This window comes from Marinomonas rhizomae, from assembly GCF_024397855.1.
GTDB lineage: Bacteria > Pseudomonadota > Gammaproteobacteria > Pseudomonadales > Marinomonadaceae > Marinomonas > Marinomonas rhizomae_A.
In genome coordinates this window covers 160,254-180,851 of sequence record NZ_CP073343.1, presented here as the reverse complement: position 1 = coordinate 180,851, position 20,598 = coordinate 160,254, and the positions used below count along the sequence as shown (strand labels likewise).

Here is a 20,598-nt window from a genome sequence, read left to right as displayed (position 1 = left end):
ATTCAAGTTACTGTTTGGAGTATCGATCGTGAAACACTCTTTTATTCCGTGGCTGTTACTCGGCTGGATCGGTTTTTTGCTGATGCCGTGGTATCTGCTCGAAGATGGCTTTTGGTCATTTGTCTGGTTAACCGACGGTTATCCTACTGACCTCTACTACGCCCCTGCAATTCTGCAAGGCTTGCTTGGTGATAAACTTTGGTTACTGCCATTAGCCTTACCTTTAATTGCACCTTTGCGCCTAATTTCATTAACGAAAAGCGACCCTAGATACAGCCGCTATCTAATCTATTCTGGCGCTTTTGGCCTTATCTATATGATGGGCCAAGGTTTCGCCATTGGCGTCAGTGGTTGGCAATTTGCAGGACTGGAATCCTTATTTGGCGAACTAGAATACCAACAGTATGGTTTTGGCTATGGAGCCATGCTATGTGGTTTGTCCTTCCTGATACTTTTAACCACTGGACTTGCTGCTACAGGCTTTTTGAAAGGTGATGTCTTTGTCACCGGAAGCATTGGTTTGATCGTCGCGTTGGTTGGCTTATTTGTATTTTTCCCTGTCAGCCAAGTATTAATTAGCGCCTTTATGAACAATGACGGCATGTTTGCTCCAACAGCGTTTTTCGGTAAGTTCTTTAGCGATAATATTTGGTCCTTGTCCTGCCTCAGCGGTGGCTACGCTTGCGGTACTGCGTGGAATTCCCTAACGCTGGCAATTCTGACAGCAACATTGACAACCCTGCTTGGCTTATCTTTTGCGCTGGTCGTCACCCGCACTGGGTTTCGCTGGAAAAGATCCTTACGCCTGCTCACTGTTTTACCTATTATCACGCCACCCTTTGTTATTGGCTTGGCGCTGATTCTATTATTCGGACGTTCTGGCGTAGTGACACAATTCTTCGCCGATGTCTTTAATATCGAACCTGGCCGATGGCTCTATGGCATGCCAGGTGTATTACTTGCTCAAGTATTATCTTTTACACCGATTTCCTTTTTGGTATTGATTGGCGTGGTGGAAGGCGTTAGCCCTTCTATGGAAGAAGCCTCTCAGACCTTACGTGCCGATCGTTGGCGAACCTTTATCAATGTATCTCTGCCATTAATGCGCCCTGGTTTAGCTAATGCATTTTTACTCGCCTTCATTGAAAGTTTGGCGGACTTTGGTAACCCAATGGTACTTGGTGGCGACTTTGATGTGCTGTCTACAGAGATATTTTTCGCCATTGTAGGCGCACAAAACGATCAAGGTTACGCTGCGGTCTTAGCCATACTCTTACTATTCTTTACTTTGAGTGCTTTTTTCCTTCAACGTCATTGGATCGGCAAAAAATCCTACACCACGGTCACAGGCAAGGCGGATTCTGGCGCTTACATGGGCCTAAACCATGGTATGAAGCTCGCCTGTTATATGACGGCTTTACCTTGGGCTGCGTTAACCGTCGTCATTTACGGCATGATCATGTTCGGTGGTTTTGTACAAAACTGGGGTTACGATAACAGCTTTACCTTGCAGCATTATCAAGACGCTTTTTCTGTCGGATGGGGCGAATTTGGTGTGATCTGGGAAGGCGCAGCATGGGATTCCTTATGGACGACGCTAAGCATTTCCGCCATCGCTGCACCGTTTACTGCCCTCGTTGGTTTGCTGACCGCCTACTTGTTAGTACGTCAACAATTCAAATGGAAAAATGCCTTTGAGTTTGGCACCATGTTGAGCTTCGCCATTCCCGGTACAGTGATTGGTATCAGTTACATCCTTGCCTTTAACGTACCACCGCTAGAGCTTACTGGCACAGGCGTGATCCTGATTATCTGTTTTGTTTTCCGTAATATGCCTGTTGGTGTACGTGGTGGTATCGCCGCTATGAGCCAGTTAGACAAAAGCCTAGACGAAGCCTCTTTAACCTTAGGCGCAAACAGCTTAATGACCTTCCGACGCGTCATACTTCCTCTACTACGACCAGCCATTATTGCCGCTTTGGTCTACAGCTTTGTACGAGCTATTACTTCCGTCAGTGCTGTCATCTTTCTCGTTAGTGCGGATCACAATATGGCGACGTCTTACATTATCGGCTTGGTCGAAAACGGTGAGTATGGCATTGCCATCGCCTACTGTAGTGTGCTGATTTTAGTGATGCTAACAGCCATTGTCGCAATCAATCTATTTGTGGGAGAGCGTCGTTTAAGACGTACCAACGCTATCTCTCACTTAAATCAATCATCGGCTACTTCCGGCCCTTCTCTTAAGGAGAAACACGCATGAGTCTCCATTACAAATCAGGCTCAGTGAGCTTTGAAAACGTCATTAAAACCTTTGGCAATGTTACTGCCATTGATAACGTGTCTTTCACCATAGAGCCAGGCAATCTTGTCACGTTATTAGGACCAAGCGGCTGTGGGAAAACCACCACTTTGCGCATGTTGGCAGGGTTAGAGCATCCAACCTCCGGCCGCATAATGATTGGGAATAAAGACGTCACGCATCTACCTGCCACAGATAGAGACGTCAGTATGGTGTTTCAATCCTATGCTTTATTTCCGCATATGACGGTGGCCGAAAATGTCGCCTATGGCCTAAATGCCAGCGGTGTAAATAAAATCGAAGCCAAGGAAAAGAGCGAAGAAGGATTGGAGCTGGTTGGCTTGGCAGGCTACGGACAGCGTTACCCGAGTGAACTATCCGGCGGACAGCAACAACGTGTTGCTGTGGCTCGAGCATTAGTTCTAGAACCTGAAGTGCTTCTGCTAGACGAACCGCTATCAAACCTAGACGCCAAATTACGTCGCCATGTTCGGGAAGAAATTCGCGAACTTCAGCAAAAAATAGGGTTAACTGCAGTTTATGTGACTCACGATCAAGAAGAAGCGCTGGCTGTATCGGATCGCATTATCGTAATGAATCGCTCAGTCATTGCCCAAGAAGGTAGCCCACGTGAACTCTACGAAGCACCTGCTTCAAGCTTTATTGCTGATTTTATTGGTGACGCCAATCTTATCGAGGCAGACATCATTACCACCGACGGACAGACCGCAGAAGTTGCCGTTGGCTCGTTGAGCTGCTCTTTACCGCAACGAGGATTTGACAAAGGCCGTGTGCAATTAGCAGTACATCCAAGTTCTGTGCGTTTATCCATGCGAGACCAGCAGTCCACTGGACTCAAAGGTAGCGTTAGACGAGCCACTTATTTAGGCAACCAAATGCAATACGATGTTGATTCCGAAGTGGGTAGCTTATTCATCATCGACTATCGTGTTGAGCAAGCAATTCCCGTCGGTTCCGATGTGTCTATTGCGTTTTCAAATCGCGGTCTTGCGTTAGTTAAGACAGCTTAGAGTGGAGAGTCAACCTCATGTTTTTAGCTCATAACCTAATAGATCAAACGGTTCTCGACCGATTTAACCATGCTGAGAAAGTGATCAAAATCGCTGGGGCTCAAGCTCTGGAATATTTTCGTAATCGAGAAAAGTTAATCGTCGAAACCAAAATGGAACCACAAGACGTAGTCAGCATCGCAGACCGTAATGTGGAAATCACCATTATTAAAGGCTTACAAGAGCACTTCCCGCAAGATGGCTTTCTTGGAGAAGAGCAAGGTATTACCAAAGGTGACAACCAGTATTTATGGGTCATTGACCCAATCGATGGTACCGCGTGTTTTCTCAATGGTATGCACTCTTGGTGTATTTCTGTTGCACTCATGGTGAACGATAAAATTGCCTGTGGCCTGATCTTTGACCCAAACAGTGACGAACTATTTAGCGCGGTGGCTGGAAAAGGCTGCTTTGTAAATGACAAAAAAGTCGCAACATTAGCAGTAAATTCAGTACAAGAAGGCGTGATGGGGTTAGGAACGTCTCACCGAGTTTCAGCATCCTTGTGTGTAAACTTCATCGATAAGCTGTTAAACCAAGGTGGGATGTTTATTCGCAACGGTTCTGGCGCGCTCATGCTGGCCTATGTAGCTGCTGGTCGTTTGATTGGCTACTACGAACCTCACATCAACTCATGGGATTGCCTAGCTGGACTCATTATGGTGGATGAAGCTGGCGGCTCAACCAATAATTTTTTATCAGATGAAGGCCTGCTTAAAGGCAACCCTATCTTAGTATCTGCAAAGGGGATTAAAGGCTCACTTCACAATATGACAGGTATTAACTGATCTAAACAACTACCTCCTAACTTCGCCGCCTGGCTATTTTAATCAACAAAAGGCGGCTTTTTATCATTTCCATCAGCAATAGCATCAAGACAAAATATTAGGAGCAGTTTTATTAAGTCGCTTTGGGCGTTTTTCCCAGCGAACTTTGACTTCAAATTGCTGACTGTCTTCGTCTTCCGAGGCGCTGACTTTTAGACGCATTAGACCTTTTGGATCAAGCGTTAACGTGCCTTCTTTTTCTTCGCTGAATTCCAGTTTGCCTTTTGACAAACCTTTTGACAGGGCTTTTAGGACATCTTGAATATCGTCGGCATCCAATAAGGCTTCGTATTTAAATTCTGTTTTCGATTTCATAATGCTTATCCATAGATTCCTTGCAGTTCTTCGGCCGAAATGACTTTTGCGGTCGGGTAATCGCAGCTTAGCCCAACAACGCCAGTGTCTTTACCAATCAAGGTCGCACCAATACCGTGGCCTTTTAACCCCTCGGCAGTACGAGAATGACAGTCTAAGGTGATATCCGCTTCCACATGCACCAAGCCTTTTTTAATAGTAATACGCTGGCCTTGCTGGCGGTTGATATGACCTTGTACCACAACATGAATACCGGCTTTGTGAATGGCTTTAACGCCTCGATGGGTCAATGGTAGGTCGGCGTCGCGGTATTTGGTTCTAAACGTGTTGGCGATAGAGCTGTAGTAAAAGCTAAACAAATCACGACGCTTCAAATTCTGGTGGAAGGCTTTATTCGCATACTTGGTGCCGCTTTTCAGTAGCATTTGCCCCATGCTGTCATCTAAACCTGCATGCAAAAACAAGAATGAACCGCGTTTTGCAACCAATTCCATCTTACGGAAAAACCAATTGAATTCGCCCTTCTTGTGCAAAAATAACTGCTGGCATTTCAACGAGGTTGCGTACACTTGTCGTAGACTCAAGCCTGCAGACAAGCAGTGCTTCTCGAAACTGTGGTTTTTCGATTCCATCTTACGCACTTCACGATCAATGCCTTCTGCAGTCAAAAAGCCTGCCGCGTGAAATGGAAACGCTTTAAACCAGTCGTCTCCGGGGAATAACAACTCTCGACACTCGTCTTCGTCAGGAATTTTCTTATCCCACTTCGTATCCGCTAAATATTCATCGAAGACTTCACGAAATAAAGGCACGACTTTTTTTCCCATACGCACGAAAAAGTGCTGGTTGCCCACGTCTTTTTTACGCGCCAACGCCAATAACCCCATCAGTAAACGCAAATCATGATTACCGGCCAACAAGGTGACACGCGCTTTCAGTTTATAAAGCTGCTTTACACTGCGCAGTAACTCAAGATTACTCGGCCCTTTATCCAAACAATCACCACCGACGATAATCTCAGACTGCTTGCCCTTTTTCGTTAGGGAAAGATGCCCCAAGCCCACTTTCTTCTTACGCTCTGCAACGCCAGCGGCAATCAAAGAGTCCTCAAAAGCTACTGCATCTGCATGAGGATCAGAAATAAACACCACGGAACGCTTTGGCCAGCGCAGCTTATTTTTCTTGAATAAAGACGGCGTTTTGTTTGCTTCTAAAACATGACTATTTACCGAGCTTTCATCCCGAGGCCAAGCGGTCCACTCGCTCGGTAAGCGAGCGATAATGTCAGCATGATGAGGGCGGTCTGTGACGGTTGGGATGGGGCTTTGCATTGTATTGGTTACCTTTTCTATTAAAAGAGCCATTAATCAGACGCGAGGCATTTAATCCAACGCAGCGATTAATTCATAAGCACGATCAAAGTCGATCTTGCCAGTGAGTCGATAAACGTCGGCATTCGCCAGTTCACTACAATAGTGCGCCACAGAGTCAATGGCGTTTAGGTCGGCAAACTCACCGCTCTGATCTTGATAAAACGGCCCCGGACGTTTACGCAACCCTTCGATAACTTCGGCCTGAGACGACAAATCAACCGACTCTAATTGTGTCGCCTCAGAGCTATCTAATGACCAGTCCAACATAATGAGACGAGACAAGTTCCCTGCCAGGCAAACACGGTTTGGGCCGTATTCATCTTCGATTTGAACATCGTATTTTTCTTCCAAAGACCACAGCTCACTTTGCGGCATTTGGCGCAAGGCTTGCTGGCGCGCTTCTGGCAAAATGTGACGTAAACGCTCGGCATGTAACAAGGTACCTGGGTTTACTCGCGGCAGTTTAGCCAAGCCGATGGTTTGCGTACCTTGCTCAGTCTTTTTAAACAGAATGCGATCGTTGGTGAGAAAATCACGCTCAGGATTTTCCAGACAACGCAGCATCAAGGTGGACTTGCCACCGCCCGATCCAGCGGCGATGGCTGTCGCTTCACCATTTACACAAAACGCTGAAGCGTGGCCCAAGGTGAAGCCTTCGCGTAAGTAATGATTCAAAAACTGATTATTAATGAAGTTGATGATTTGTGCCAAGTTAGAGGCGCAGGGCCCCACAGCAACCGCATGATCTGGGCGCTGTAAAAACGCCATACCGGTTTTGAACTTTTTAATCCAACGTCCACCAGCCACATCAAGATAACCTTCTTTACGGCCTTGTTTACCTTCTTCACGTGGCACATTTAACCAATCAAGCTCATCGCCAACGACGTTTTGCTCCATCACATACAAGTTCAAAGACGTTGTGGTGTGAGCCTCGGCCTTCAAATAACTACGATAATAATCAGCAATACCAGCTAACAACATGCCTTCATTGGAATGCACGATAACCGATAAGTCGGCAAAGTGAAGTCGAATCGTTTCGTCACAATGACTTAGCGCTTCGTTTACATGGGGCAAGTTCAATAGGGTTTTAATCATGATGCCATCTCCTTCTTTTGCAATACGCCTTCTTGTACAACACATTCTCGCAAAATATAGTCCGCATACACACTGGCGGCGTCGATATCGCAACCTTCTAAAGCGCCTTTAAAGCCACCAAATGCAGACACTTCAAACACCACTGGACCTTGATCGGTCAGGGCGATATCTACAGTCGTAAAACTCAAGTCATAACAAGATTGCGCACGGCGGCCCAATTCAATCAGCTCGGCATCGGGCTCAAATTTCTCATACTTGCCACCGCTATTAATCGTGGTGTTCCAAGAATCTTTATTGCCGACCCTCGCGTAAGTACAAAGGTATTCACCGCCAACAAACACCATGCCTAAATCTCGGCCATCTAATTTCACCGTTTGCTGAATATAATAAATGGACTGACTCTGACGATACTCTTCCAACGCGTTGCGAACAAATTCGTCACTGTCGTCTTCGGTCAACATAATCATGCCGCGGGCTTTGGTGGAATACAGCGGCTTTAAAATCGCGGAGCCAAACTCTCTCACGGTAGCAAAAGCCTGTTCTGGATTTTCTGTGATGCGCGTTCTCGGCATGGGGATATTGCCCTGCTGCAACGCCAAGGTGCCGCTTAAACGGTTCACCAAGTTACCAACACTGGCCGTTGGGCTAAACAGTTTAACACCCGCTCGCTCGGCATAAGACAACAAATGAATGCGGTCTTCCGTCGCAGGTGAATAGACTTCGCTGATCTTCTTGATGATCAAACCATCTAAGGCCATCAAATCTAAGTCTTGGTATATCAGTTGATTAGTATCTAAACGCAATTCCACTTGATTCATATCGATCACAGCGCGAAAGCCTGTACGCTCTTCAAGGCGATCCGCCAATACTTCTGTAGACCATTTTCCCGGGATGCCAATGACCCCAATTTTCGGCTTATTCAACGTAAAGCTCCTTAAGCGGTAAAGTAAATGTTTGGGCTTGTTCAGAGGTGCGTTCTTCTGACGACAGCTTTGCTAGGCGCTCCAGCAAATATCGAGCACGTAAATGCATTCGAGATGCGAGCTTTTTATCAAAAATAAATCGTGTCGAAGTCGCAAAAGAGCGAGCAAGCCCGGCGGCTAAGCGCACCTCAAACGTGGCATCTTGTTGGCGAGCAGCAAAGCGTCGACCAAAGCGGTACACCTCTTTGGCGCTTTCCATCATCTGCGTTCGCGTCTCACCACTTAATACTTGCAAGCGGTAAATCGAGACCATTAACACCGACAAGTCCTGAACATAATCAAAGTAAGACGCGCGATGCAGATCAATAAAATACACACGTTTTTCCGCGTCATCGTAAATCAGATTATCGACGTTAAAATCCCCGTGGGTCAGCACGGAAAAAGGCGCTCGCCATTGGGCTTCGTTTACCGCTACGCGACGAACTAACTCATCAAAGCTTAGACTGGTGTAACCACAAATGCGTTCTTCGTCTTTAAAAAATTCAGGATGAACCTTACGACTGTCGCCAATGCGTTTTTGCAGTTGTTTCATGAAATTCGCCGAGCAAGACTCCGGCGTTAGACTGGCTTTCCACGTTTGATTCAGGGTTTTAAATAAGACTTTTAGCGCGGCTTGTGTGCCCTCTTGGTCACCATCGAGTAACAAAGCTTCCAAGGTCTTTCCTGGAATATGTTCGATCAATAAAGACGATTGCTCATTGCTGTCATCGCTCTTCCCATTGACTTGAGATGTGCCTGTTTGAGAAAGAACGCTAGGGGCTAATCTAGGATCAATATTGCGCCATTGATTCACGCCAGCCACTTCTTCTTCAATCTTGTCGCGATCGCCTTCTTTGTAAACCGCCAACACCTCTTTACCAGATTCATCCTTATGAGTAATCGCCGCAATCGCACTGCCAGAGCGAGTCAACGCCAAGCGGCGAACTTTCAAATCTCGCAGGTCATAATTTAGGTTGGTCGCGCTGTCCAATAAATGGGGGTAATTTTGCAATGTCGCCACTTGGCCAAGATCCGCTTTAATCAAGGCTTCAGCCACCACGCCTAATTGTTCTATCAGGCGTTTCACACTGACATTGCTTAGAATCGCAGCGCGCAATTGGTCATCGCTCAAGTCGAGCTTCGCTTGCAAAGTTAACGCTTGCAGCTCGTTATAGCTCGCCAGCAACTTATGCGTACGTCGTCCTAGCTTGATGCCTGTCCGTCGACGATTGTCGCTCACGCCCACTTTCACTAAGCGCAAAGCACGCCTGATACGTTTCACCAACTTACGGCATTCTTGCCCTGTTGGATGCTCGTAGGCTTCCTCTAGCGTGCCCTCACGGACACAATCGAAGCAATGCTTGGTCAACATCTCAAGGGCTATCACCAAGGTATGCATGCCACTGACTTGCGCATGGAAAGTGGTATTGGCTTTGCGACGCTCTAATAAACGTGCCGTTTCAATGTCTGCTTTTTCACGCAGCGCTTGCACATAACCACGGCGGCCGCGAATACTCGACAATAACTCCACAGAACCTGATGTAAAAAAAAGCTCAACGAGATGACAGTGTGTTTCGACCTCATGCAAGAGAAAAGACACATGCTCTTGCAGAGTCGCCACAACTGGGGGTGAAGGCATAACATTTTTCCCTACTACTTTTACCTTTGACTATACAGACAGTAGAAAGCATCAAGATGACAGTTCTGTGACAACTCAACACCTAACTGCATGAGAAACAAGCGAACCATCCGCTTCATTGTTTAAAATACCATCACTTAAAACATGACTTGTCGTCCAAAATATCGTTACTATCGAATGATAAGCAATGCTTTCAGATCAAGGATGTACTTCATGACAATTAATTTTAGACAAAAAATTCGTTCTAACCGCCTTCATAACAGCCGAAATTCTGACGACACAAAAATAGCGCCACAGGGCGACTTCGAAAGTGACAGAGGGCGCATTATAAATTCCGCTGCTATTCGTCGTTTGCAGCAGAAAACCCAAGTCTTTCCTCTTGAGCGCAATGCCGCCGTACGCAGTCGTTTGACCCATTCGATGGAAGTACAGCAAGTTGGGCGATACATTAGCCAGTTGGTGTTTCAGAGTTTATCGAAAGACAGGGGAAAGCTAGAGGAATATGGACTGACTGGATTAGACCGCCAATTTGAATCCATCGTCGAAATGTCTTGTCTAATGCATGATGTGGGCAACCCGCCCTTCGGTCACTTTGGTGAAGACACCATGATCAAATGGTTTGAGAAACATACAAGCCAATTTCTTAAGCGTTTTATGCCAGATACTGACGACTCAGACATCAAACTCAACGACGAACTGACCGCTCTAGAACGTGACATCTGTAACTTTGAAGGTAATGCTCAAGCCATTCGCTTAGTACACAGTTTGCTTGCGCTCAACCTCACCTATAGCCAACTGTCTGGCATTATAAAATACACTCGTCGTGGCGATACTTCCAAGCCAGACAAAAATTACCTACAAAAAAAGGTCGGCTTTTATTTGAGTGAAGCGCCCTTTATCAAAGCATTAAGAGAAGCGTTAAATATTCAAGAAGGAAGACGCTCCCCCTTCGCTTACATAATGGAAGCCGCTGACGATATTTCTTATGGTGTGGCTGATATCGAAGATGCCGAAGAGAAAGGCATTTTATCTATTACGGATTTACCAAACATTTTACGTGAAGAATTTATCAATACTTGCCAATCAGATGATTTCAAACTGCCAGTCAATCAAATGATGGATGAGATTATTGCCTCTGCCGAATCCATGTATCGACAAAACAAAATCGACAGTATGTTCTTTGTTGGACTGCGTGTAGGCATCAATAAAGAACTGCCGAAATACGCTTGTAAACGTTTTATCGACAATATCGATGCCGTATTCCACGGCTCTTTTAACAACGCCCTAATTGAGGATGGTAGCTATCATCATGCCGTGGTCGAAACACTCAAAGCAGTGGCTCGAAAATACGCCTTCAGCACGCCTGAAGTAGAAGGACAAGAGCTACAAGGCTACCGAATCATCAATGGACTACTGGATATTTATGCCCCATTACTCAAACTAGACAGAGCCAGCTTCAACAAGGTTCTAGACAACGATATAAAAGCACCCGCATACGAGGCGAGAGTATTTAGAAAACTCTCACAAAAACACATTCGTGCCTATCGAGCCGCCATCGAAGACAAAACTCTGACTGACTTCAAAACTCATTTCAAAGGCAGCACACTTGAACCCATTAGCGACGATACGTGGGAGTTTTACTTTCGTTGTCGCTTAATTCAAGACTACATCAGCGGCATGACCGACCAATTCGCCTACGACGAATACCGCGCCTTGCATGTGATTGATTAGAAAAGGAGGCAATATGAAAGGACCTAATCCAGATAACAAAGTACCGATGAAAGGCTTCCCACAAGTGGGTTATCTCAAAAATTTCATTACCCGAGACAATATAATCGTTGGCGATTACACCTATTACGATGATCCAGATGGGCCAGAACACTTCGAAAGTAATGTGCTTTATCACTTTGATTTTATTGGCGATAAGCTAATTATCGGTAAGTTTTGCGCCATCGCGAAAGACGTTACATTCATAATGAATGGCGCGAACCACGCCAACGCTGGTTTCTCAACGTATCCGTTTTATATCTTCGGCAATGGTTGGGAAAAAGCGGCACCCGAAGCTGGCGACTTACCCTACAAAGGCGATACAAATATAGGCAACGATGTGTGGATTGGCTACGACGCCACCATCATGCCAGGTGTGCAAATCGGTAACGGCGCCATTATCGCCAGCAAATCCGTGGTGACATCCGACGTGCCAGCTTACAGCGTGGTCGGTGGCAATCCTGCCAAGATCATCAAATACCGTTTTGACGAACAAACCATTCAAGCATTACAAAACATTGCTTGGTGGGATTGGAACGCCGAGAAAATCACTCAATATTTGAAAGCTATCGCCGGTGCTGATTTAGCCAAACTACAAGCCGCTAAAGATGAGTAAATAAAATAACAAAGGTTAATTCATGACAATCAATATCCGCACCATACAAGCAAGCGACGCAGCGGCATGGTCTGCACTAAGAGTTGAATTTCTACCAGAAATAAAAGACATCAGCCAAGCGGAAGTCGATGCTTTCTTTCTAGGAGCTTATCCCAATGTAAAAGAGGTGTTAGTTGCGCTTGATGACTCAAAAAAGATGGTTGGTTTTATCGAGTTAAACCTTCGCGACAATGTCCCTGGCAGCAGCCAGCAAACCACCCCTTACATCGAAGCTTGGTTTGTATCACCAGATTGCCAAGGACAAGGCATTGGCAAAGCCTTGATTCACGCCGCCGAAGAGTGGGCAATACAACAAGGTTTTCAGGAGCTTGGCAGCGACGCCCCGATCTCCAACGAAAAAAGTGTGAACCTTCACAAACAACTTGGCTTTAACGAAATAGAACGCGTGGTGTGTTTGCTGAAACCTTTGAAGGGGTAAATATCATGATCAAACAAGTCGGCCCAACAGAGATAAGACTTAAACACAAAGCCAGTTGTCATTGTGGCGCGGTTGAATTGGAATTAACCCTACCTAACGGTATCGAAAATCCAAGGCGCTGCGATTGCTCTATTTGTCGTCGAAAAGGCGCCATCGTAGGCTCTGTCGCACTAGATAACCTTCGCATAGTAAAAGGCCATGATGTGTTAACGCTGTATCAATTTAACACCAATACTACCAAGCATTTCTTCTGTTCAAACTGTGGCATTTACACCCACCACCAACGTCGATCCTTTCCTGATTTATACGGCTACAACATAGGGTGTCTTGAAGGAGTGAACCCTTATGATCTTGGTGAAATCCAAACAGTCGACGGCGTTAATCACCCTGCAGATCGTAAATCATAAAACCTCAGCATATCGCTGAGGTTTTATTCCCTTTCTACATAAGGTATTACCAGCCGCGACGATCCGCGAAGTCGTGCCATTTCATGATCATCGGTAAGAACCAAGGCTTACCCGTGTAAAGCGGACGAGTATTGAACGGAAACTGGTCGAAAGACGTTTTTCCTTCTACTTGGTTTAATACCTGCTGGGCGATTTTGCGGCCAAAATAATTGGCACGGCCCACACCCGATCCGCAATAACCCATGGCGTAATGCATATCGTCCATCTTGCCGATGTGTGGCACATGGTCGAAAGTGTAGGCAACATAACCTGACCAAGCATAATCAATTTTTGCCTCTTCCAGCTGAGGAAAAGTACGAATCATGAAGTCTTGTAGGTATTTCGAATACAGCTGTGGCTGATCACCACGACCAAATGCTCGTCCGCCAAACAAGATGCGTTTGCCATCTGGCGAAGGTCGATAATAAGCAACCAAACGCTCGGTGCCACCATGGGCGCGTAATTTCGGGCTCACGGAACGAATCACAGATTCAGGTAATTCTTCGGTGGCAATCATCGCAGAACGAATAGGAATGATGCGACGTTTGAATTTATCAAATTCACCGCCTGTGTAGCCATTGGTCGCGATAATCACTTGATCGGCATCGATAACACCGCCATCGTACTGAACCTTGTACATGGCATTCTGTTTACTGACATCGCGCACCTTGGTGTGTTCTAGCATTAACACTCCGGCTTGTTGAGCAATTTGGCAAAGTCCACGATGTAACTTGGCGGGCTGTAAGGTACCATCGGTCGGATAAATCACACCACCGTAATACGCGTTAGAACCCACTTCTTCGAATTGATCCTGACGGCTCACCGCAATCGCTGGGAAGTCCACGACCTTCGCGAGCTCTTCCGCTTGCTCGATCAAGCCCGCGTAATGACTCGGATGACTCGCACCACGAAAGCGGCCACACAAGGACAAATCACAATCAATTTGCTCTTCCTTAATAAAATCTACCAGCCAATTAAAGGCTACTAAGCTTTCACGAATCGTCTCATGAACATTGTCACGACCATACTGGCGTTCGAGTCCATCGACGCCTAATTTGCTGAAGCTTGGCCCAAGCAAACCGCCATTTCGACAGCTCGCGCCTTCGCCTAAATGCCCAGCTTCTAGTAGAACCACTTTGAGTCCCGCTCGCGCCAAGGTAATGGCTGCAGAGATGCCAGTAAAGCCGCCACCGACAATAACAGCATCGGCTTTTTGTGGGATTTCAAAGCGTGCGTTTGCGTGGATTTTGCTCGCCAAAGACGTATCTGCCAGCCAAAAAGGCATGTTGGTATACGTCGATATATTTTTTGCCAACATATCGATTTCATTCCATAAAATAAGGGTAAGTTCGTACTTTTCTTTAACAGCCAACTTAAATCGTATGAACGATGTCGCGAGCTAATCAGTCATCAAAGTACGTGTTGTAAAAACTCTCTCGTCCTATCCCACTGGGGATTCACCAACACCTGTTCTGGTGGCCCAACTTCGATGATTTCTCCGTCGGCCATGAACACCACGCGATCAGCAACTTGTCGAGCAAACTGCATTTCATGAGTAACACACACCATGGTCATGCCGGTTTTGGCGAGGTCGATCATCACGTCCAATACTTCCTTGACCATTTCAGGGTCAAGCGCAGAGGTTGGTTCATCGAACAGCATGATTTTTGGTTCCATGGCGAGGGATCTGGAAATCGCCACCCGTTGTTGCTGACCGCCAGACAATTGCCCCGGATAACGTGTCGCGAGATGAGCAATCCCGACTCGATCCAGCAAACGCATCACCATTTTATCGGCGTCGCGCTCTGACATTTTGCGCAGCCAAGTTAAACCCAAGGTACAGTTCTGCAAGACAGTAAGATGAGGGAATAAATTAAAGTTCTGAAACACCATGCCCATGGTTTGGTGAATGATCTTATGGCTTTGACGATCCCGAGAAAGCGGCTGACCAAACACGGAAACCACGCCTTCTTGGTACTCTTCTAAATGATTCAGAGAACGAATCAGCGTCGATTTACCTGAGCCAGACGGCCCACACACCACCATAATTTCGCCTTCGCTAATGTCTAGAGATACGTCTTTAAGAACGTGATGATCTCCGTACCATTTGTTCAGGTTATCGATTTTAATCGCCGTTTCAGTGACGGCTTTTTGGGCTAAATTTCCTGATGACGTCGTCATTAGCGATCCACCTTTAAACGTTTTTCAAGATTCAAACTGTATTGGGACATGCTGTAGCACAAGATAAAGAAGAGCACGGAAATCATCACCAAAGGCTCGGTGTGCATTCCCACCCAGTCTTTGTCATTAGCAATGTTGCGCGCCATCAACATGATGTCGAACAAACCAATGATGGAAACCAGTGTGGTGTCTTTTAGCAAGCTGATAAACGACGTCATGATGTTCGGAATCATCATTCTTAGGGCCTGTGGCAGAATGATCAGCACCATGGTATGCAGATAGCCTAAGCCAAGCGTAGCCGCGGCTTCGTACTGACCTTTTGGAATCGCCTGCAAACCACCGCGAATGTTTTCTGCCATGTAAGCACCAGCAAACAAACACACTGCGACCAGTACTTGCGTGAGCTTGTTAAACTCCATATCCGCTGGCAAAAAGATAGGCAGCAAGGTCACCGCCATAAACAAGACGGTGATCAAAGGCACAGAACGAACTAGCTCGATCACTGTCATCGACAACCAATGAATCACTGGCAATTTAGAACGTCGACCTAGCGCTAAAATCACGCCCACAGGAATCGCCATGGTGATGGCAAAGCCAGCAATAATGAAAGTTAGGAACAAACCGCCCCAACGCTCAATTGGCACTGGCTCCAATGACACTTGGCTAAGCCCAGACGCGATCACCAATGCGACAAGCAGCCAAACAGCAACAAAGCTCAACAGATGAATACGGCGCTCAACCAAGCGTGATACCAGCGGCACAAAAAGTTCGTTTAAGCCTTTCTTCCCCAGCGCCGACAAGATCCAGTTTGCGTAGATAATGGCTAGGAAAGCCAAGGCAAGACAGGTCATCGCGCCATGTACCAAGCCTAATTCCTCGCCAAAACGGCCGCCTAAGAAAAGATAACCGCCCACAAAAGGATACAGGCCAATCCAAGACAACAAGATGAAGTTACGCAAAGCAATGCGCTTCGACATCAGCGGCAATAACCACACCAACCCGAGCAATACGCCGATATTGACGCGCCATTGCTCGTCCACCGGAAAACGCCCGTAAATTAAGCCATTAAACCAGCTAATAACACCGGCCCAACAGGCACCGTCTGGGCTGATATCCATACATTGACGACGATTATCCGCGATGAAAACCGCGTTAAATACCGCCCAATCCAACACATGTTTCACTAAATAAAACAGCACTGTCGCCACACACAAAGTCAGTAAGCTATTACCAATGCTGTTGAAACAACGATGGCGAATTGTGCCGAAAATACCTTTTTCGCTTTTACGTGGCGGACGAGGTGGAGTCGGAACAAATTGCTTTAAAGCAGGTTGGTTTTTCACATTCAAATCGTCCATTTATCGCACCTTATACTGCACGCTGTCGTTGTACTTGTTGAGCAAGTAAGAGATCAGCAAACTGATGAAGATATAGAATCCCATAACCATAAAGATGATTTCGATGGCGCGTCCGGTTTGGTTCATGGAGGTTTGCATGAACACAGACACCAATTCAGGGAAACCAATTGCCACAGCAAGTGACGAATCTTTGGTCGCCGCCAACCAAGAGTTAGTCATTGGCGGAATAATGGAGCGAATCGCCTGAGGAATCAGAATCAAGCGTAACGATTGAACACGTGAGAAACCAATAGTAAACGCCGCCTCGTGCTGTCCTCGGTCGATGGATTGCATGCCAGCTCGCACCGTTTCAGCTATCGCTGCCGATCGATACACCGTCATGGCAACAAACGCCGCACCGAATGACGCAGGAAGAAACGCACCGCCGCTGAAGTTAAAACCTTGCAGCGATGGCACAGACAAGCTTGTCGCATGCGAAAAGGTCCAAACCGCCCAACCAGCCAACAAAACCCACACAGCAAGGCCGATATAAAATCCGCTAGAACGAGAGCCCGACACGGTGTAATAGGGTTTCGACCAGCGAAACAAAGCATAAAGCGCGACGATCAAGGCAAGTCCAATGGCAATAATCCATCCCCATGACAAGCTGGTATCCATCGTTGTCACATACAAGCCACGGTTATTCAGGAAAAGCCATTCGCCAAGATGATAGCTTTGACGAGGCGCAGGCAAGGTCGAAAAAACCACGGTAAACCAAAAGATGATTTGGATCAGCAAAGGCACATTACGCACAACTTCGACGTACCAGCGCGCAAGTTGCGACACCAAAGGGTTGTCGGATAATCTTAGAATGCCGACGACCGTACCAATGAGTGTACCGACCACAATCACGCAGAAGGACAAAATCAGCGTATTCACAATACCGACGAGAAATACACGCCAGTAACTCATACCAGCGTCGTAAGGAATCAAGCTCCAGCTAATATTAAAGCCAGCGGTCACTTGCAAAAAATCAAAGCCAAACGTCATGCCTAGACGGTTTAAATTTTCACTGGCGTTGGCAAATAAAAACCATAAACCAAACAAAACCAGCATCAAGACAATCGCTTGTAGAATCACCGCTCTGCTTGCATCGTTATTGAGCAGAGATGTCCATTTTTGTGTCGTAGACGAAGGCAAACCAGCTCCCTTGCTTGGGCTTTTAGATGGCTTGCTCGTAGAGGACTGAATCATATCTATGTACCGAACGAAGGAGGAAAACCAAAGTAGCAATAGATAGGCCAAGCGACCTATCTATTCGCATAGACAGCACTGTGTTAAGAGCGCTGTAATCGTGTATTAACGGAAAGACTTCGCGTACATCAAACCGCCATTCGTCCACAACTCGTTCAAGGTGCCTTTACGATCTAGCCCCAACACACTGTCTGTACCGACGTTACGTTCATACACTTCGCCATAGTTACCGACGTTTTTAATCACTTGATAAGCCCAATCTTGAGGAAGGCCTAAACCGACATTCAAGTCGCCTTCCACACCAAGCAAACGTCGAATCACAGGGCTTTGGCTTTCGTCACGCATTTTCTCGACGTTTTGTGAATTCACACCAAACTCTTCCGCAGCCACCATGGCGGCAAAGGTCCATTTCACAACATTCGCCCATTCACTGTCGTTTTGTTTCACAGCAAAGGATAAGGCTTCTTTGGAAATTGTTTCAGGCAAAATCATATAGCCATCTGGGTTTTGTGCAGCAGAACGCTGAGCCGCTAAACCGGATTTGTCATTGGTTAGTGCATCGCAGTTATTGTTAAAAAAGGCCGTGTTACGGACAGATGAGTCATCAAATACCACGGTTTTGATGTCTAGATTATTCGCACGGCTGTAATCTGCGATGTTCAATTCGCTCGACGTTCCGGTCAGAACACAAACCGTCGCGCCTTTTAATTCTTTTACGGACTTCACGCCCAAGTCTTTACGTACCATGAACCCCTGGCCGTCATAAAAATAGGTATCAAGGAAGTCCAGACCTTGTGCCGCGTCACGGGAAAGCGTCCATGTCATGCCTTTCGATAGAATGTCACCTTTACCGCTCTTAATAGACGTAAAACTTTGCGCCCACTGTACTGGCAAAAATTTCACTTTAGAGGCATCACCAAACACTGCAGAAGCAACACTACGGCACATATCAATGTCCATGCCTTGCCATTCGCCAGCCTTGTTTAAGCTGTAAAAACCGGGAAAAGAGTTACCAATTACACAGTTTACATAGCCACGCTCTTTGACTGCATCTAGGGTAGACGTGGTGTCCGCTGCGTAACTGTTTGCCGCTAGAAGCGTGGTGGTTGCTGCTAACGCCATAGTAAATTTCTTCATTGTTCGTTCCTTTTATATGCTGTTGAATTTTTAATTTCTTTTTATTCGGACCCATTTTTATTATGAGTCGAGTCCGTGATCACACCGCTTTATTAAATCTTTTGATGCAGATCAAACAACTAACAGTTAGGATCTTATGTGAAGATTTTCTATAATCACACTGAATATTTTTAATAGTCTGATAACTTTAGGTTATGCCTATGAACATCAATAAATTGCGTATATTTCACGAGGTCTTTGTTACTGGCAGTATCACCAGAGCCGCGGAGCGAAGCTATGTTAGCCAACCTGCCGCCAGTAAAATGCTCGCCAATTTTGAAGAAGAAATTGGCTATAAACTCTTTGTGCGTAACAACGGCAAGCTTATTCCGACCGACGAAGCACTCTACTTGCACGAAGAAGTCTATGGCATATTACAAGGCGTGAACCACTTAGAAGACAGCATTAAAAGAGCGAAAAACAGCAAGACTGGTCGTTTGCGAATCGCCACTATTTTTGGCCCATCTTACCAGTTTTTACCCGAGCTCATTGCTGACTATATGAAGACGAATCCGGGCGTTTACGTGAGCCTGCATCTTTCAGGTTGCTCTGCCATTCGCCAAGGTATCGCCTCTGGGCAATATCAAATCGGCTTAGTGGATAAAGCCCAAAGTTCTTCGAAACACGATGCGGTCGCCTTCGACTTACCTTGTTATTGCGCGGTGCCGAAAGATCATCCAGCCGCGCTATTAGACGTTATTCATCCTAAAGATTTATTGGATCTTAGCTGGATCACCCTGGATTCCGAGAACGCCACCACCAAAGCGCTCAAACGCATTTATGCGGAAACCGGATTGCCATTAAATCGCATCCTAGAAGTCCATACGACCATTCACGGTTTATCCTTCGTGAACCTAGGAATGGGCGCTACCCTCGTCGATATTTTGAACTTCCGCTACTTTGACAAAGTCTTTCAATTGCCCAATGTCGTGTTAAAACCCTTCGCTCCCAACATTGTGGAGCCGCTCGAAGTTCTAACCTCTAACTTAAGCCCATTGTCTGGCCTCGCCAAAGACTTTTACGACGAGTTAATCCACAAGCTGGAAATACAGACTCGACTCCCACAGGACGCGAGCAATGTCTAAGCACAATAAACCCCGCTGCGCGTGGGCCAACACCGCGCCAGACTTTCCTCATTATCACGACACAGAATGGGGTTTTCCTGTCGATGACGACCAGCGTTTATTTGAAAAACTCTGCTTAGAAACTTTTCAGTCAGGCTTGAGCTGGCGCACGATCTTGAGCAAGCGTGACAATTTTCGTCTCGCCTTCGAGAGTTTCGACTTTCATAAAGTGGCATTATTTGGTGAGAAAGAAATAGCAAAATTACTTAACAACCAAGGCATAGTGCGTAACAAACGCAAAATTCTTGCGGTGATTAACAACGCCCAACGCGCTATTGAAATGATCGAACAAGAAGGCTCCCTCGCAGCCTTTATCTGGCGTTACGAGCCTGACGAAAACATCCTTCCACAGCCCGAAACCCAAACCACCTGCGCTGAATCCATCGCCCTTTCTAAAGAGCTCAAAAAACGCGGCTGGCAATTCGTCGGACCAACAACAATGTACGCCTTCATGCAATCCATGGGACTCATCAACGACCATGCGGAAGACTGCTTTATGCGAGAAGAAATTGATCGGGCAAGGAAGGGATTTGTTAGGCCGTAAAGTAAAAAAATCACTCGAAGATAGTGTTTTTGATTATGCAAATATCATTATCTTCAACCATAATCGAAAGATACATATGGAAAGCATCTTTT

At 46.2% G+C, this 20,598-nt stretch carries 19 protein-coding genes; 9 read left to right on the top strand and 10 right to left on the bottom strand.

Translation table 11 applies throughout. The features are described 5' to 3' along the window. Positions 1–28 precede the first annotated feature (28 nt). The 3 genes from KDW99_RS00765 to KDW99_RS00755 are packed head-to-tail and all read left to right on the top strand — an operon-like array spanning position 29 to position 4,160. Positions 29–2,263 (top strand): ABC transporter permease, encoded by a 2,235-nt coding sequence (locus KDW99_RS00765; protein ID WP_255827436.1) that lies wholly within the window; start codon positions 29–31, stop codon positions 2,261–2,263. After that, positions 2,260–3,333: an ABC transporter ATP-binding protein gene (locus KDW99_RS00760; RefSeq protein WP_255827435.1), complete on the top strand. Its 1,074-nt coding sequence runs from the start codon at positions 2,260–2,262 to the stop codon at positions 3,331–3,333. Before KDW99_RS00765 ends, KDW99_RS00760 begins: the two co-directional genes overlap by 4 nt. Positions 3,334–3,350: 17 nt before the next feature. Then, positions 3,351–4,160, top strand: a complete 810-nt coding sequence (locus KDW99_RS00755; RefSeq protein WP_255827434.1) for an inositol monophosphatase family protein — start codon at positions 3,351–3,353, stop codon at positions 4,158–4,160. Between the two features lie 84 nt (positions 4,161–4,244). Here KDW99_RS00755 and KDW99_RS00750 read toward each other — a convergent pair whose 3' ends face one another. Genes KDW99_RS00750 through KDW99_RS00730 form a run of 5 tightly spaced genes read right to left on the bottom strand, consistent with a single transcriptional unit; the run spans position 4,245 to position 9,583 of the window. Then, positions 4,245–4,514: an amphi-Trp domain-containing protein gene (locus KDW99_RS00750; protein WP_255827433.1), complete on the bottom strand. Its 270-nt coding sequence runs from the start codon at positions 4,512–4,514 to the stop codon at positions 4,245–4,247. 5 nt (positions 4,515–4,519) lie between these two features. After that, positions 4,520–5,845 (bottom strand): metallophosphoesterase, encoded by a 1,326-nt coding sequence (locus tag KDW99_RS00745; protein WP_255827432.1) that lies wholly within the window; start codon positions 5,843–5,845, stop codon positions 4,520–4,522. A 51-nt stretch (positions 5,846–5,896) separates the two neighbouring features. Then, positions 5,897–6,982 carry an HprK-related kinase B gene (locus tag KDW99_RS00740; protein WP_255827431.1) on the bottom strand — a complete coding sequence of 362 codons (1,086 nt, stop codon included), beginning with the start codon at positions 6,980–6,982 and terminating at the stop codon, positions 5,897–5,899. After that, positions 6,979–7,905, bottom strand: a complete 927-nt coding sequence (locus KDW99_RS00735; RefSeq protein ID WP_255827430.1) for a GAK system ATP-grasp enzyme — start codon at positions 7,903–7,905, stop codon at positions 6,979–6,981. Before KDW99_RS00735 ends, KDW99_RS00740 begins: the two co-directional genes overlap by 4 nt. Continuing rightward, positions 7,898–9,583: a phosphotransferase gene (locus KDW99_RS00730; protein ID WP_255827429.1), complete on the bottom strand. Its 1,686-nt coding sequence runs from the start codon at positions 9,581–9,583 to the stop codon at positions 7,898–7,900. Before KDW99_RS00730 ends, KDW99_RS00735 begins: the two co-directional genes overlap by 8 nt. 213 nt (positions 9,584–9,796) lie before the next feature. On the opposite strand from KDW99_RS00730, the gene dgt reads away from it, so the two are divergent. Genes dgt through KDW99_RS00710 form a run of 4 tightly spaced genes read left to right on the top strand, consistent with a single transcriptional unit; the run spans position 9,797 to position 12,851 of the window. Continuing rightward, entirely contained in the window at positions 9,797–11,314 is a 1,518-nt protein-coding gene (dgt, locus tag KDW99_RS00725; protein WP_255827428.1) for a dGTPase, read from the top strand. A 13-nt stretch (positions 11,315–11,327) separates the two neighbouring features. Then, the gene (locus tag KDW99_RS00720; protein WP_114413183.1) at positions 11,328–11,966 is read left to right on the top strand and encodes a Vat family streptogramin A O-acetyltransferase; all 639 of its coding nucleotides are present in this window, start codon (positions 11,328–11,330) and stop codon (positions 11,964–11,966) included. Positions 11,967–11,988: 22 nt separating this feature from the next. Continuing rightward, positions 11,989–12,444, top strand: coding sequence for a GNAT family N-acetyltransferase (locus KDW99_RS00715; protein WP_114413184.1), 456 nt, complete (start codon positions 11,989–11,991; stop codon positions 12,442–12,444). 5 nt (positions 12,445–12,449) lie between these two features. Then, on the top strand, positions 12,450–12,851 hold the full coding sequence (locus tag KDW99_RS00710) for a GFA family protein (RefSeq protein ID WP_255827427.1): 402 nt from the start codon (positions 12,450–12,452) through the stop codon (positions 12,849–12,851). Between the two features lie 46 nt (positions 12,852–12,897). On the opposite strand, the gene KDW99_RS00705 is transcribed toward KDW99_RS00710, so the two are convergent. The 5 genes from KDW99_RS00705 to KDW99_RS00685 form a co-directional block, all read right to left on the bottom strand. Next, complete coding sequence (locus KDW99_RS00705; RefSeq protein ID WP_255827426.1) at positions 12,898–14,262, bottom strand: NAD(P)/FAD-dependent oxidoreductase; 1,365 nt, start codon at positions 14,260–14,262, stop codon at positions 12,898–12,900. Positions 14,263–14,300: 38 nt separating this feature from the next. Continuing rightward, positions 14,301–15,071: an amino acid ABC transporter ATP-binding protein gene (locus KDW99_RS00700; RefSeq protein WP_255827425.1), complete on the bottom strand. Its 771-nt coding sequence runs from the start codon at positions 15,069–15,071 to the stop codon at positions 14,301–14,303. Further along, positions 15,071–16,429: an amino acid ABC transporter permease gene (locus tag KDW99_RS00695; protein WP_255827424.1), complete on the bottom strand. Its 1,359-nt coding sequence runs from the start codon at positions 16,427–16,429 to the stop codon at positions 15,071–15,073. The genes KDW99_RS00700 and KDW99_RS00695 overlap by 1 nt, the downstream gene beginning before the upstream one ends. After that, the gene (locus KDW99_RS00690) at positions 16,430–17,662 is read right to left on the bottom strand and encodes an amino acid ABC transporter permease (RefSeq protein ID WP_255827423.1); all 1,233 of its coding nucleotides are present in this window, start codon (positions 17,660–17,662) and stop codon (positions 16,430–16,432) included. 105 nt (positions 17,663–17,767) lie between these two features. Continuing rightward, positions 17,768–18,799, bottom strand: coding sequence for an amino acid ABC transporter substrate-binding protein (locus KDW99_RS00685; protein ID WP_255827422.1), 1,032 nt, complete (start codon positions 18,797–18,799; stop codon positions 17,768–17,770). Positions 18,800–18,999: 200 nt separating this feature from the next. On the opposite strand from KDW99_RS00685, the gene KDW99_RS00680 reads away from it, so the two are divergent. Both KDW99_RS00680 and KDW99_RS00675 read left to right on the top strand, forming a co-directional pair. Continuing rightward, complete coding sequence (locus KDW99_RS00680; protein ID WP_255827421.1) at positions 19,000–19,923, top strand: LysR family transcriptional regulator; 924 nt, start codon at positions 19,000–19,002, stop codon at positions 19,921–19,923. Then, positions 19,916–20,506, top strand: a complete 591-nt coding sequence (locus KDW99_RS00675; protein WP_255827420.1) for a DNA-3-methyladenine glycosylase I — start codon at positions 19,916–19,918, stop codon at positions 20,504–20,506. The genes KDW99_RS00680 and KDW99_RS00675 overlap by 8 nt, the downstream gene beginning before the upstream one ends. Positions 20,507–20,598: the final 92 nt, after the last annotated feature.

Coding starts and splice junctions, on each gene's coding strand:
- KDW99_RS00685 (WP_255827422.1), bottom strand. CDS start 18,799: ATGAAGAAATTTACTATGGCGTTAGCAGCAACCACCACGCTTCTAGCG.
- KDW99_RS00675 (WP_255827420.1), top strand. CDS start 19,916: ATGTCTAAGCACAATAAACCCCGCTGCGCGTGGGCCAACACCGCGCCA.
- KDW99_RS00715 (WP_114413184.1), top strand. CDS start 11,989: ATGACAATCAATATCCGCACCATACAAGCAAGCGACGCAGCGGCATGG.
- KDW99_RS00755 (WP_255827434.1), top strand. CDS start 3,351: ATGTTTTTAGCTCATAACCTAATAGATCAAACGGTTCTCGACCGATTT.
- KDW99_RS00695 (WP_255827424.1), bottom strand. CDS start 16,429: ATGGACGATTTGAATGTGAAAAACCAACCTGCTTTAAAGCAATTTGTT.
- KDW99_RS00745 (WP_255827432.1), bottom strand. CDS start 5,845: ATGCAAAGCCCCATCCCAACCGTCACAGACCGCCCTCATCATGCTGAC.
- KDW99_RS00760 (WP_255827435.1), top strand. CDS start 2,260: ATGAGTCTCCATTACAAATCAGGCTCAGTGAGCTTTGAAAACGTCATT.
- KDW99_RS00720 (WP_114413183.1), top strand. CDS start 11,328: ATGAAAGGACCTAATCCAGATAACAAAGTACCGATGAAAGGCTTCCCA.
- KDW99_RS00680 (WP_255827421.1), top strand. CDS start 19,000: ATGAACATCAATAAATTGCGTATATTTCACGAGGTCTTTGTTACTGGC.
- KDW99_RS00700 (WP_255827425.1), bottom strand. CDS start 15,071: ATGACGACGTCATCAGGAAATTTAGCCCAAAAAGCCGTCACTGAAACG.
- KDW99_RS00750 (WP_255827433.1), bottom strand. CDS start 4,514: ATGAAATCGAAAACAGAATTTAAATACGAAGCCTTATTGGATGCCGAC.
- KDW99_RS00690 (WP_255827423.1), bottom strand. CDS start 17,662: ATGATTCAGTCCTCTACGAGCAAGCCATCTAAAAGCCCAAGCAAGGGA.
- KDW99_RS00730 (WP_255827429.1), bottom strand. CDS start 9,583: ATGCCTTCACCCCCAGTTGTGGCGACTCTGCAAGAGCATGTGTCTTTT.
- KDW99_RS00710 (WP_255827427.1), top strand. CDS start 12,450: ATGATCAAACAAGTCGGCCCAACAGAGATAAGACTTAAACACAAAGCC.
- dgt (WP_255827428.1), top strand. CDS start 9,797: ATGACAATTAATTTTAGACAAAAAATTCGTTCTAACCGCCTTCATAAC.
- KDW99_RS00740 (WP_255827431.1), bottom strand. CDS start 6,982: ATGATTAAAACCCTATTGAACTTGCCCCATGTAAACGAAGCGCTAAGT.